The 12,429-nt window shown below is 72.0% G+C and carries 14 protein-coding genes; 8 read left to right on the forward strand and 6 right to left on the reverse strand.

The features are described from left to right. Positions 1-45: 45 nt before the first annotated feature. The 5 genes from BM314_RS00310 (at position 46) to BM314_RS00330 (ending at position 4,011) form a co-directional block, all read left to right on the forward strand. On the forward strand, positions 46-561 hold the full coding sequence (locus BM314_RS00310; RefSeq protein WP_091976379.1) for a hypothetical protein: 516 nt from the start codon (positions 46-48) through the stop codon (positions 559-561). 74 nt (positions 562-635) lie between these two features. Then, entirely contained in the window at positions 636-1,415 is a 780-nt protein-coding gene (locus tag BM314_RS00315) for a lysophospholipid acyltransferase family protein (protein ID WP_091976381.1), read from the forward strand. A 132-nt stretch (positions 1,416-1,547) separates the two neighbouring features. After that, positions 1,548-1,994: a hypothetical protein gene (locus tag BM314_RS00320; RefSeq protein ID WP_012319408.1), complete on the forward strand. Its 447-nt coding sequence runs from the start codon at positions 1,548-1,550 to the stop codon at positions 1,992-1,994. A gap of 137 nt (positions 1,995-2,131) precedes the next feature. Then, on the forward strand, positions 2,132-3,238 hold the full coding sequence (locus BM314_RS00325; RefSeq protein WP_091976382.1) for a DUF2125 domain-containing protein: 1,107 nt from the start codon (positions 2,132-2,134) through the stop codon (positions 3,236-3,238). Positions 3,239-3,351: 113 nt separating this feature from the next. Beyond that, on the forward strand, positions 3,352-4,011 hold the full coding sequence (locus BM314_RS00330) for a phosphoribosylanthranilate isomerase (protein WP_091976384.1): 660 nt from the start codon (positions 3,352-3,354) through the stop codon (positions 4,009-4,011). A gap of 10 nt (positions 4,012-4,021) precedes the next feature. On the opposite strand, the gene BM314_RS00335 is transcribed toward BM314_RS00330, so the two are convergent. From BM314_RS00335 to rpsA, 4 genes are all read right to left on the reverse strand, one after another. Continuing rightward, the gene (locus BM314_RS00335) at positions 4,022-4,390 is read right to left on the reverse strand and encodes a LapA family protein (RefSeq protein WP_026604778.1); all 369 of its coding nucleotides are present in this window, start codon (positions 4,388-4,390) and stop codon (positions 4,022-4,024) included. Positions 4,391-4,408: 18 nt separating this feature from the next. Next, positions 4,409-4,720 (reverse strand): integration host factor subunit beta, encoded by a 312-nt coding sequence (locus BM314_RS00340; RefSeq protein ID WP_012319412.1) that lies wholly within the window; start codon positions 4,718-4,720, stop codon positions 4,409-4,411. A gap of 50 nt (positions 4,721-4,770) precedes the next feature. Then, complete coding sequence (sppA, locus tag BM314_RS00345; protein ID WP_020092171.1) at positions 4,771-5,733, reverse strand: signal peptide peptidase SppA; 963 nt, start codon at positions 5,731-5,733, stop codon at positions 4,771-4,773. 343 nt (positions 5,734-6,076) lie between these two features. Beyond that, the gene (gene rpsA / locus BM314_RS00350; protein ID WP_010683172.1) at positions 6,077-7,789 is read right to left on the reverse strand and encodes a 30S ribosomal protein S1; all 1,713 of its coding nucleotides are present in this window, start codon (positions 7,787-7,789) and stop codon (positions 6,077-6,079) included. A 541-nt stretch (positions 7,790-8,330) separates the two neighbouring features. Between rpsA and BM314_RS00355 the strand changes: the two genes are divergently transcribed. Continuing rightward, positions 8,331-9,098: a Crp/Fnr family transcriptional regulator gene (locus tag BM314_RS00355; RefSeq protein ID WP_091976385.1), complete on the forward strand. Its 768-nt coding sequence runs from the start codon at positions 8,331-8,333 to the stop codon at positions 9,096-9,098. 34 nt (positions 9,099-9,132) lie between these two features. On the opposite strand, the gene BM314_RS00360 is transcribed toward BM314_RS00355, so the two are convergent. Next, on the reverse strand, positions 9,133-9,981 hold the full coding sequence (locus tag BM314_RS00360) for a transglutaminase-like domain-containing protein (RefSeq protein WP_091976387.1): 849 nt from the start codon (positions 9,979-9,981) through the stop codon (positions 9,133-9,135). 362 nt (positions 9,982-10,343) lie between these two features. Between BM314_RS00360 and serA the strand changes: the two genes are divergently transcribed. Further along, positions 10,344-11,594 (forward strand): phosphoglycerate dehydrogenase, encoded by a 1,251-nt coding sequence (gene serA / locus BM314_RS00365; RefSeq protein ID WP_091976388.1) that lies wholly within the window; start codon positions 10,344-10,346, stop codon positions 11,592-11,594. 154 nt (positions 11,595-11,748) lie between these two features. Further along, positions 11,749-12,228 carry a hypothetical protein gene (locus BM314_RS00370; protein WP_091976389.1) on the forward strand — a complete coding sequence of 160 codons (480 nt, stop codon included), beginning with the start codon at positions 11,749-11,751 and terminating at the stop codon, positions 12,226-12,228. 3 nt (positions 12,229-12,231) lie between these two features. Here the strand turns inward: BM314_RS00370 and BM314_RS30435 are convergent, their stop codons facing one another. Further along, complete coding sequence (locus BM314_RS30435) at positions 12,232-12,384, reverse strand: hypothetical protein (RefSeq protein WP_165923077.1); 153 nt, start codon at positions 12,382-12,384, stop codon at positions 12,232-12,234. Positions 12,385-12,429: the final 45 nt, after the last annotated feature.

Here is a 12,429-nt window from a genome sequence, read left to right on the forward strand (position 1 = left end):
GCTTCCGCGCGACGGGTGGGGGCGCCCGGTGTAGAGGCTCGCGGCATGCACGCCCTCGGTCGCCTGATTCTCGGGGCCTTCGCCCTGCTGCTCGCCGTCCCCACGGGCCTCGCGGTCCTGGTGCTGGCGCTGCTCGTCGACCCGGCCGCGCAGGCCTGGCTGTCCGGCGGGGCGCTCGCCGGACTCGACATGGCCCTGTCGGACCTCTCGGCCGGGCTGCCGCCGGAGGGGCTCGCCCTGCTCCTCGCCGGCCTCGCCAAGGCGCTGTTTGCGCTGCTGTTCGTGCCCCCGGCCGTGATCGGCCTCGGTGGTGAGATCCTCGGGCGCCGCGGCCTGCTGTGGTACGGCGCCGGCTGCGGGCTGCTCACCGCCGCCCTCCCCTGGCTGACGCGCGGCGCGCTCCGGTCCGGCGGCGCCCGCGACGCCGCCCTCCTCGCGGGCGAGGCGCGCCTGACGCTGATCCTGTTCGCGGTCGGTGCCAGCGCCGGCCTGGTCTACTGGCTGGTCGCCGGGCGCGGCGCGGGGCTCGTCCGGGGCGGGCATCGCCCCGAGGGGACCTGACGCCGCCTGGCACGTCGCCCTTGGCCGCGGACACGCGGGCGCGCTACAGGGGAGCCGCCACGACACGGTTCCCGATGCTCGCCCTCCGCTCTCTCGCCTTCAACGTCTGCTTCTACGCCGTCACGACGGTCCTGGCCTTCGCCGGCCTGCCCATGCTGGTCTCCGGCCGGTCGGTGCTGCGGCTCGCCCGCGCCTGGGGGCGGATCACCCTGTGGCTCCTGCGGGTCGTCGCGGGAACGCGGGTCGAGTTCCGCGGGCTGGAGAACATCCCGGCCGGCCCCCTGCTGGTGGCGGCCAAGCACCAGTCGGCCCTGGAGACGCTGGCCCTCTGCACGGTGCTGCCGAACTTCGCCTACATCCTGAAGAAGGAGCTGCTGCTCATCCCGCTGATCGGCTGGTACCTGTCGCGCAGCGGCATGGTGGCGATCGACCGGTCGAAGGGCAGCCGGGCCATGAGCCTGATGAACGCCGCCGCCGGTGCGGCGATCAGGGACGGCCGCCAGCTCATCATCTTCCCCGAGGGCACCCGGCGTCCGGTCGGGGCGCCGCCCGCCTACAAGCAGGGGCTCTCGCACCTCTACACCGCCCTGAACGTGCCCTGCCTGCCCGTGGCGCTGAACACCGGCCTGTTCTGGTCGCGCAACAGCCTCGTGCGCCGGCCGGGCCGGGCAGTGATCGAGTTTCTGCCGCCCATCCCGCCGGGCCTGCCCCGCCAGGAGTTCCAGGCGCTGGCGCAGGAGCGGCTCGAGACGGCCTCGAACGCCCTCGTCGAGGGCGGCCTCCAGGGCCTCGCGGCCGAGGGGCACGCCGTGCCGGCCGACGAGGCGCCGGCCGCCGCAGACGCCCGACGCTGAGCCGTTCGCGAGCGCGGTTTTCCGCGTCGGACCGGCGCCCGGCGGCTTGTGGATAACGGGCATCGTCGCCACATCTCGCTCTAGGAACGTCGCCCTTGACGCCTGTGGATATCGCGCGTTAGGTTAGAACAAATGGCGAACAGAAGAGCCCTGTCCTGGTCGGCCGCGCTTCGCGACCTGAAGGACGATCGCACCCGGAGGCAGGATGTGCGTGAAGAACGCCTCAAGACGACCGCGGGTCTGCGCGGCTCCCCAGCGCTCCCGCTTTCGGCCTGGCGCGGCCGCTCCGGCCGGCGCTACGTGGTCGGTGTCCACCCGGCCGGCGGCTTCGACCTCGACGAGATGGCGCAGGCCGTGGTGATCGCCGTCCGCCGGGACAACGCCGGCATCGCCGAGATGGTCTCGGTGGCGAGTTCCAGCGAGAGCCCGCGCGACCATCTGCGCCGGACCTGGCTCGACCGTGTCCGCCGCCGGGGTGCCACCGAGATGCACGTCCACCGCCTCGCCGAGAACGAGGCCGAGCGGACGGCGATCGTCGAGGATCTGCAGGTCGACACCGTCGAGCCGGCGCAGGTCTGACCGGGAACGCGCCGCGCGCGGACGGATCGCGTCCGCGGCGGTCGACCCCGGGGCGGTGCTGCCCCAGTTTCGCCCCTTGCGTGGCCACAAGCCGGGGCCACGATGTCCCCGCGGGGACGGGTCGGGGAGCGGAACGCATGGTGCAGGATCGGACGCGGCCGGAGGGTGCCGCTGAGACAGCTCCGGTACGGGGCGCGCGGCGATCCCGGCGGGGGCTGTTCCTGCCCTACATCCTGCTCGCCCTCGTGGTCGTGGGCTGGTCGGCCGGCTGGCTATGGATGCGGGAGCGCGCGGCCAGCGAGATCGACGGCTGGATCGCCCGCGAGGCGACCGCCGGACGCACCTGGACCTGCGCGGACCGATCCCTCGGCGGCTACCCGTTCCGCCTGGAGCTGCGCTGCAGCGCCGTGACCCTCGAGCGCGCCGACGGGCGCTTCCGGCTCGGGCCGAGCACGGCGGTGGCGCAGATCTACCAGCCCCGCCTGGTCGTCTTCGAGAGCGCGGGCCCCTTCCACGTCGAGCAGGGCCCGCTGACCGGCGACGCGTCCTGGACCGCGCTCCAGGGCAGCTTCCACGGCGCCGCGGGGGGCTTCATCCGCGCGTCTTTGGTCGTCGACAAGCCCGACATCACCGTGACGGGCGCCGAGCCCGGCCCGATCGCGGTCTCGGGGCGGCATCTCGAGCTGCATGCCCGGCCGAGCCCGGGCCGCTTCGACTCCGACGGCGCCGTGGATGTCAGCCTGCGCCTGAACCAGGCGGCGGTTCCGCAGCTCGACGCCGTCACTGGAACGCAGGATCCGGCCGACCTCGCCCTGGACGCGACCCTGACGCAGGCGACCGTGCTGCGCACCGGGACGGTGGCGCGCGAGCTGGAGCGCTGGCGTCAGGCGGGTGGCGCCTTGGACCTGACGGCCCTGTCGCTGGCCAAGGGGGCGCAGCGCGTCCAGGCGAAGGGCACGCTCGCCCTCGACGCCGCCCACCGGCCCGCCGGGCAGATCGACCTGCGGGCGGCCGGCGTCGACGCGCTGGTCGGCAGCATCGTCGGCCAGCGCTTCGGCTCGGACCGGGGCGCCCTGGTAGGCCAGCTGGTCGGCGGGCTCCTGGGGCTGGCCCAGCGCCCCGGCCACGACGCGCCGGCCGACGGGACGCCGCTGAAGGCGCTCCCGCCCCTCCGGCTCGTCGACGGCAAGCTCGTCTTCAGCGGCTTCCTGATCCCGAACGTCTACGTGCCGGCCCTGTACTAGGGGAGCGACCCTGCCGGCCGGCACTGCCGGGTGGGCGGTGCGGGCGCGACCGGTATGACCGCTCGGCGCGCCGCGGGCCTGCTCGTCGGTGCGGGATCGGCTATAGGAGGCCGATGGCCTCCTCCCCGTCCCCGACCCGCGTGAAGATCTGCGGGCTCAGCACCGAAGCGACCCTGACCGCCGCTCTGGAGGCCGGAGCGGACTGGATCGGCCTCGTGCACTTCCCCCGCAGTCCCCGGCACGTGGCGCTGGCGGGGGCCGCCGCGCTGTCGGCCCTGGCCCGCGGCCGGGCCGAGCGGGTCATCCTGCTCGTCGATCCGGACGACGCGCTTCTCGCCGCGTCCGTCGAGGCGGTGGATCCGGATCTGGTCCAGCTCCACGGCCGGGAGAGCCCGGAGCGCGTCGCGGCGATCCGTGCCCGGACAGGACGGCCGGTGATGAAGGCGCTCGGCATCGCGACGTCGGCAGATCTCGCGGCCCTGCCGGCTTACGCGGCGGTCGCCGACCGGATCCTGCTGGACGCCAAGGCGCCGCCGGACGCCGCCCTGCCGGGCGGCAACGGCCGGCGCTTCGATTGGGAGATCCTGCGCGGCGCCGCGCTCCCGCCCGGGACCATGTTGTCGGGCGGACTGGATGCCGGAAACGTGGCCGACGCCCTCGCCCGCACGGGGATCGGCGCCGTCGACGTCTCGTCTGGGGTCGAGACGGCGCCCGGGGTGAAGGATCCGGCGAAGATCGCGGCCTTCATGGCGGCCGCGCGCGGCCTGCGCTGAGGAGGCCGCCTCAGCGCGGGGCCGGCAGGGCCGTCCGGCCGGTATTCGGGACCGTGTAGACGCCCGAGGTCTCGGTCTCCGGCGCGTAGGCCCGCAGGCGGGTCGCCTCGCGCTCGTGCCGGACGGCCTCGCGGCGGTGATAGCGCGCCCGCGCGCGGGTCTTGCCCTGGCCGAGCCACGTGAAGATGCCGCCCACCACGATGCCCAGGGCCACCGCGCCGAACAGGATCGCGTAGAGCGGGAGATCGACGCTGAAGACCGGCGCGTCCACGTTGAACGGATCGAAGGAGAGCCGCACCGGCGCGCGATTGGCCACCGCCAGGAGGATCACCAGGGCGGCGATCGGCAGCAGCACGAGGCTCTTCAGGAAACGGATCATCGCGCTCACAGGTCCTTCCTACTCGGCGGCCGAGGCATTCTCGCCGATCCCGGCTGCGTTCAGGCGCTGGCGCATCTCCTTGCCGGTCTTGAACACGGGGATCGCCTTCTCGGACACGGCAACGGCGGCACCCGTGCGCGGGTTGCGTCCACGGCGCGCCTCCCGGCGCTTGACCGAGAAGGCGCCGAAGCCGCGCAGCTCGACCCGGTCGCCGCGGGCCAGCGCGTCGGAAATGGTGTCGAGGATCGCGTTGACCAGGATCTCCACGTCGCGCTGGTAGAGATGCGGGTTCTGCTCGGCGATCTTGAGGACGAGCTCCGACTTGATCATGGCGTGGGATCTTCTCGCGGGATCGGGGCGGGCTGCGCGGCGGCGGTCGTTCAGGGTTCCGGGCGCCAGAGGGCGAGCATCCCGCCCCGGGCGGCCTCGGCCTCGGCGCCGACGGACCGCAGCCGCGCCGCGAGGCCTTCCAGGCCGAGGAGGTCGGCGCCGATCCCGGCGGCCGACCACAGGGAGAACCGGCTCTCCGAGGCGGGCTTCCAGTCCTTGATCGGCAGGTTCGTCTGGACGCCGCGGGCGCTCTCCAGCCACGCCACCGCCTGCCGCTCGCCGCCGAGCTCGTCGACGAGCTTCAGCGGCACGCTCTGGCGCCCGCTGAACACCCGTCCGTCCGAGACGGTGCTGAGCTGGGCCGGATCCATGCCGCGGCGCTCCGCGACGAGGCCCTTGAACCACGCGTAGGTGTCGCCCACCACGGAGGCCAGCGCGGCGCGCGCCTCCGGCGAGGTCGGGGTGAAGCCCGAGGGCTCGGCCTTGAGCGGCGACGACTTCACCGACTCGACCTTGACGCCGACCTTGTCCAGCAGACCCGAGAAGTCGGGGTACTGGAACAGCACGCCGATCGAGCCGACCAGGCTGGTCTCGCGCGCGACGATGTGATCGGCCGCGATCGCGGTGATGTAGGCGCCGGACGCGGCGGTTCCGTCCACGAAGGCCACGATCGGCTTCTTGGCGGCGAGCGCTCGGAGGTTGCGGAAGATCTCCTCCGAGCCCGTAGTCGTGCCGCCCGGCGAGTTGATCGAGACGATCACGCCCTTCACGGCGTCCGAATCGCCGACCCGCTTCATCAGCTTGGCGGTGGCCTCGCTCCCGGCGATGAAGCCCGAGACGGAGATGCGGGCGATCTGGGGCTGCACCGCGAAGGCGCCGTCCGCGCCCGTCCGCACCCGGTACCCGAGGGCCCCGACCGCCACGATGAGGCCGCCGACGCCGAGCACGCGCCAGAGGGACAACCTGCGGCGCAGGCGCCGCCGGTCAATCAGCAGTTCGGCATCGGCTGCCATGCTGTCGCTTCCCCTAAAGCACCCCGACCGGCCCCTCGACGGGGTGCGGGAGCCGTACCCCCGCGCCGGGCAAGTCCTTGGTTTCCTTCGGCTCGCTCCGTCCGAGCCGTGCGAGGCCGGTGTTCTAGAGCATTTTCCGCGGGCGTGGATACGGGGCGCGCGAAGAAAATGACGGGGCGGCCCGTCGCTGTCGCGTCGGGCGGCACGACCGGACCGGCCGCGCGCTCCTGGCAACCTTGGATTGCCGGCGCCCAAAGAAAAACCCGCGCGGGACCGGGGTCCCGCGCGGGTCTCGACGCGGCGGATCCGCCGCCCGGACAGGCCGGGCGGCAGGGGCCGTCTCTCACTCGTCGTCGGAGCGCTTCTTGTTGAAGGCGGCACCGAGGATGTCGCCGAGGGAGGCACCCGAATCGGCGGAGCCGAACTGGGCCATGGCCTCCTTCTCCTCGGCGACCTCGAGGGCCTTGATCGAGACCTGCACGCGGCGGGCCTTCCGGTCGAACTGGACGACGCGGGCGTCGAACTTCTCGCCGGTGGCGAAGCGCTCGGGGCGCTGGTCGCCGCGGTCGCGGGCGAGTTCGGCCCGGCGGATGAAGGTCTGCATGTCGGTGTCGACGATCTTCACCTCGACGCCGGCATCCTTCACCTCGACCACCTCACAGGTGACGATCTGACCCTTCTTGATCTCGCCGGCCTCGGCGAAGGGGTCACCGCCGAGCTGCTTCACGCCCAGCGAGATCCGCTCCTTCTCGACGTCGACGTCGAGAACCTGGGCGCGGACCATGTCGCCCTTCTTGAACTCCTCGATGACCTGCTCGCCGGGACGGTTCCAGTCGAGATCCGACAGGTGGACCATGCCGTCGACGTCGCCCTCGAGGCCGATGAACAGGCCGAACTCGGTCTTGTTCTTGACCTCGCCCTCGACCTCGGAACCGACCGGGTGCTTCTCGGCGAAGGCCTCCCAGGGGTTCTGCAGGGTCTGCTTGAGGCCCAGCGAGATGCGGCGCTTGACCGGATCGACTTCCAGGATCTGAACCTCGACCTCCTGAGAGGTGGAGACGATCTTGCCCGGATGGACGTTCTTCTTGGTCCAGCTCATCTCGGAGACGTGGATCAGGCCCTCGATCCCCGGCTCCAGCTCCACGAAGGCGCCGTAATCGGTGATGTTGGTCACGCGGCCCTTGAGCTTGGCGCCCTCCGGGTAGCGGGCGGCGATGCCCTCCCACGGATCGGCCAGCAGCTGCTTGATGCCGAGCGAGATGCGGTGCGTCTCGTGGTTGATCTTGATGATCTTGACCTTGACCGTCTGACCGATGGTGACGACCTCGGACGGGTGGTTCACGCGGCGCCACGCCATGTCGGTGACGTGCAGCAGGCCGTCGATCCCGCCGAGGTCGACGAACGCGCCGTACTCGGTGATGTTCTTGACGACGCCGTCGATGACCTGACCTTCCTCGAGGTTGGCCACCAGCTCGGAGCGCTGCTCGGCGCGGCTCTCCTCGAGGACGGTCCGGCGCGACACGACGATGTTGCCGCGGCGGCGATCCATCTTGAGGATCTGGAACGGCTGCGGGGTGCCCAGCAGCGGGGTGACGTCGCGGACCGGGCGGATGTCGACCTGCGAGCGCGGCAGGAACGCCACGGCGCCGTCGAGGTCGACCGTGTAGCCGCCCTTGACCTGGTTGAAGATCGTGCCGGTGACGCGGTCGTTGTTCTCGAACGACTTCTCGAGCTTGACCCAGCTCTCCTCGCGGCGCGCCTTGTCGCGCGAGATGACGGCCTCGCCGAGCGCGTTCTCGATCCGGTCGACGTAGACCTCGACCTCGTCGCCGACCTTCAGCTCGCCCTCGCGGCCGGGACCGGTGAATTCCTTGAGCGCGACACGGCCTTCCGTCTTGGCGCCGATGTCGATGACGGCCACGTCCTTCTCGATCGCGACGACGCGACCCTTGACGACGGAGCCTTCGGTGATCTCGTGTTCGAGGAAGCTCTCCTCGAGGAGGGCTGCGAAATCCTCGCGGCTCGGGCCACGCCCCAGAGCGGTACCTGCGGTCATTCTGTCTCCTGAACGGCCCCCGGCGGAGGCCCGTTGCGTCGGCGGCTCGCGTTGCAGGCGCCCCCGTTCGCCGCGGCCTTCCCGGAGTCTTTCGGGAGAGGCGACCGGTCCCGCGGGACCCGGTTTGCCGACGCGTCGATACGGATGACGAGGGCGGTCCGTCCGGCGGCCCGGCGGGCGCGCCAGAAGACGAGCGCGCGAGGGCGGATCCGGGAGGACGCGCGTCCCTTACAGCATCGGCCTTGCGACTTCAACCGATTAGGGTTTTAGGCTCGCGGGGCGGAGGACGGTCCGCGGGGTCCGGGCGATATCGGTGGTCTTGCCGCCGGCCGCAGATCCGGCAAACTTGTCCGCCGTCGAACGTTTGCGGTCGCGCTTCCGACGGCCGAGGGGGCAACCCCGCTCGACCGAGGTCCGCGCCGGTCGGCGATCCGGGGCGTAAGGGGGTGAAGCGTGGGTTGTCCTGATCTCGACTCTCGGGCTGCCCGCCGTCGGCGCGGCGGCACCGCGCGCTCCGCGCGATCCGGGGCCTGAGCCCCCGATGCCGAACGGGTACAACACCCCGATGGAGATGCTGGCGCGCAAGCTCGACAGCATCGCGCGGCTCGCCGATTCCGACCGCGCGGCGCTTCTCGATCTGCCGCACACGGTCCGGAACCTGCCGGCCCGCCACGACATCGTCCGGTTCGGCGACCGGCCGACCCACAGCTGCCTCGTCCTCCAGGGCTGGGTCTACCGCTACGCCGCCCTCGCCGAGGGGGGGCGGCAGATCCTGTCGTTCTACATCGCGGGCGACCTGCCGGACCTGCAGAGCCTCCACCTGCACCGGATGGATCACAACCTCGCCACCCTGACGCCCTGCGTCGTGGCGCTGATCGCGCACGACGACCTGCGCGCGGTCCTCCTGCGCAATCCGGGGCTCGCCGGCACCCTCTGGCGCGACAGCCTCATCGACGCCGCCCATTACCGCGAGCGGATCACCAGCCTCGGGCGGCGGCAGGCGCTGGGCCGCGTGGCCCACCTGTTCTGCGAGCTGTACCTGCGGCAGAAGGCGGTCGGGCTCGCGCGCGGCCTGAGCTGCCCGCTGGTGCCCAAGCAGTCCGAACTCGCCGACGCGCTCGGCCTGACCAGCGTCCACCTCAACCGGGTCCTGCGCACTCTGCGTGGACGCGGGCTCGTCACGCTGAGCGGCGGCATCCTGACCATCGAGGATTGGGACGCGCTGACGGAGGTCGCGGAGTTCGACCAGACGTTCCTGCACCTGGCGAACAACCCGGCGCCGGCCCGAGAGACCGCCGAGGCGATCTAGCGGGTGGGGCCGGGTGACGCGGCGGGCGCGCGCCTCAGGCGGCCCGGGCCAGGGTCTCCGGCGCCTCGGTCACCGCGTCGGTGTGGACGTCGAACCGGACCAGATGGGCGGCACCGAAGCTCGTCGTCAGGGCGCAGTCGGTGGCGTCGCGGCCGCGGGCCATGACGATGCGGCCGATGCGGGGCCGGTTGTGGCGGGCGTCGAACGTGTACCAGCGCGGCCCCTCGGGCCCTTCGAGGAAGACCTCGAACCACGCGGAGAAGTCCATCGGCGCCGGGTCCTTCGGCACGCCGATATCGCCGAGGTAGCCGGTGGCGTAGCGGGCCGGGATGTTCATGCACCGGCACAGGGTGATCGCCAGGTGCGCGAAGTCCCGGCACACGCCGACGCCCTGCGTGTAGCCGTCGAAGGCGGTGCGGGTCGCGTCGGCCTGCTGGTAGTCGAAGCGCAGGCGGGTGTGGGCGAAGTCGACGATCGCCTGGACGCGGGCCCAGCCCTCCGGCGTGCCGCCGAACAGGGACCACGCGATGCCCGACAGCTTGTCGGTGTCGCAGTAGCGGGAGCCGAGCAGGTACGGCACGACCTCGTCGGGCAGGTCCTGGACGGCGATCTGCCGAGCGCCGGGAGCCTGATCGTCCGGCAGCCCGCTGTCGGCGATCGTGAAATCGGCCGACATGGTGATCCGGCCGCCCGGCGCGACGATGCGCGTGCAGACGTTGCCGAAGGCGTCGACGTGCTGCGACGCCGCGACCGGCGGATCGAAGGCGATCACCTCCGGCGTCAGGAGCTCGCCCCGTCGCTCCGGGCGCACGTTGAGGAGCAGGTTCATCGGCGTGGGGCCGAACGTATCGAAGGCGATCGAGAAGCCGGTGCGGATATGCATCGTCGGGGACCGTGAGGAAGGACGCCGGCCGGCGGAGCGGCAGGCGGGTCGTTACAGTACAGGGCCCAATAAGCCGCGAGCCGGGGTCGAGTTCCGTCGATCACGTCAGTTCAAGCCGGTTTGAACTGCCCGAATATTTGGCAGAGCGGTGCCCGCTCCGGTCGTGCCGCGCCCGGACCGGCCGGCATCCGATGAGCCATGCGGGAGCCATGCGGCAGGCCGGGGGTGGGGCTGCGGTCAAGCGGGGCGGTCCGTCACCGCGCCATGTTGCAACGCACACGGCGCCCTCTTATCCCAGGCCGCTCGACTCCAGGGCCTGCCGGCACCGCCCGGCCCGGCCTGCTGCCAGACGATCGACGCCCATGACGCCCGACAAGCTTTCCCTGCCGAAGGACAAGATCCGCGTCCTGCTGCTCGAGGGCATCAACGACAGCGCCGTGGCGCTGATGCGGGCGGCCGGCTACACCAACCTGACCCGCCTGCCGAAGGCGCTGGACCGGGAGGCCCTGCACGAGGCGCTCCAGGGCGTGCACATGGTGGGCATCCGCTCTCGCACGCAGCTCGACGCGGCCGCCTTCGAGGCGGCGGACCGGCTCCTGGCCGTGGGCTGCTTCTCGGTCGGCACCAATCAGGTCGACCTGGACGCGGCGCGCCACCGGGGCATCCCCGTCTTCAACGCGCCCTTCTCCAACACCCGCTCGGTGGCGGAGCTGACGATCGGCGAGATCGTGATGCTGCTGCGCCGGATCGTTCCGCGCTCGGTGGGCGCCCACGCGGGCCGCTGGGACAAGTCGGCGGTGGGCTCGCTGGAGGTGCGCGGCAAGACGCTGGGCATCGTCGGCTACGGCAATATCGGCACGCAGCTCTCGACCCTGGCCGAGGCCATGGGCATGCGCGTGCTGTTCTACGACCACACCGACAAGCTGCGCCACGGCAACACCGAGCCGGTCGAGACGCTGCACGCCCTGCTGGCGCAGAGCGACGTCGTCTCGCTGCACGTGCCGGAGACCGACGCCACCGCCAACATGATCGGCGCCGCCGAGATCCGGGCGATGAAGCCCGGCGCCTTCCTGATCAACAACGCCCGGGGCACCGTGGTCGATCTCGAGGCGCTGGCCGCGGCCCTGCGCGACGGCCATCTCAAGGGCGCGGCCGTCGACGTCTTCCCGGTGGAGCCCGGCTCGAACGCCGAAACGTTCGTGAGCCCGCTCCAGGGCCTCGAGAACGTGATTCTCACCCCGCATATCGGCGGGTCCACCGAGGAGGCGCAGGAGCGGATCGGCTCCGAAGTAGCGCGCAAGCTCGTGGACTATTCCGATATCGGCTCGACGGTCGGCGCGGTGAACTTCCCGCAGGTGCAGCTCCCGGCCCGTCCGACCGGGACGCGGTTCATCCACGTCCAGCGCAACCTGCCCGGCATGCTCGGGCGGCTCAACGACGTGTTCTCCCGCGGCCACGTCAACATTGCCGCGCAGTTCTACCAGACCGACGGCGAGGTCGGTTACGTGGTGCTGGAGACCGACGCCACCGACGCGGATGCCGAGGCGCTGCTCACCGAGATCCGCGCCATCCCGGGCACGATCCGGGCCCGCCTCCTCTACGAGCGCCGCTGATCCCGAGGCGGGCGCGGGAATTTACGATGCGCGCGTGAACGCGGCGGGTCTTGCCGCGTTCGTCTTGCGCGGCCAAGCTGGCCGCTGTTCAAGTCATGGACGGCACCATCGACGGCCTCGGCCGGTCGAGCGCCCGGCCGGCGGAGGAATTGCGGTGACGAAGCGTGTAGCGTGCGCATGGGCCGGCCTCGTGCTCGGCATCGTCGGGTCGGTCTCGGTCGTCTCCGGCGCGTCGGCGGATTGCCTGCGCCGGGTCTACAACCGGTCGAACCTCGTTCTGGTCACCCGTCAGGACGGCGGCCCGCCCGCCACGCTGCTGCCCGGCCAGTCGCTCCCGGTGCGGCTGGCGCGGCCGGGCCAGATCGACATCACGGCCTATTGCGGTGCGCCGGGCGCGGGCGGGACCCCGATCACCCAGCGGACCTTCGATTACGAGGCGGTGCTCGACCGCTGCTTCGTCCGGTTCGGGGGCGACCTGTTCGTGCCGCAGATCGGGCGCGGCTTCATCGGTCTCCAGGAGACGGCCCCGTTCACCGTCAACAACCCGCGCCAGGGCGACATCATCCTCGGGCCCGCGGCCGGCGCGTCTTGCCCGATGCCGGCCGCCGCTCCCGTGCTGAGCCGCCGGGGTTGAGCGTCAGAGATAGTGCCGGAAGACGACGCCCGCGTCGTCGGTCGCGCCCGGTTGCGCGGGCGACACCGGCCCGATGAACGGGCTCGCGAGGCGCAGGGCCACGAGTCCGAGGGCTGCGAGCGCCGGGGCGAGCAGGCGGAACGGGCGAGCGAGCATGGACGCCTCCGTCGCGCCGCCGATCCCGCCCGCGTCGTGCGGACA

It is taken from the genome of Methylobacterium sp. 13MFTsu3.1M2 (assembly GCF_900112625.1).
Taxonomy (GTDB): Bacteria; Pseudomonadota; Alphaproteobacteria; order Rhizobiales; family Beijerinckiaceae; genus Methylobacterium.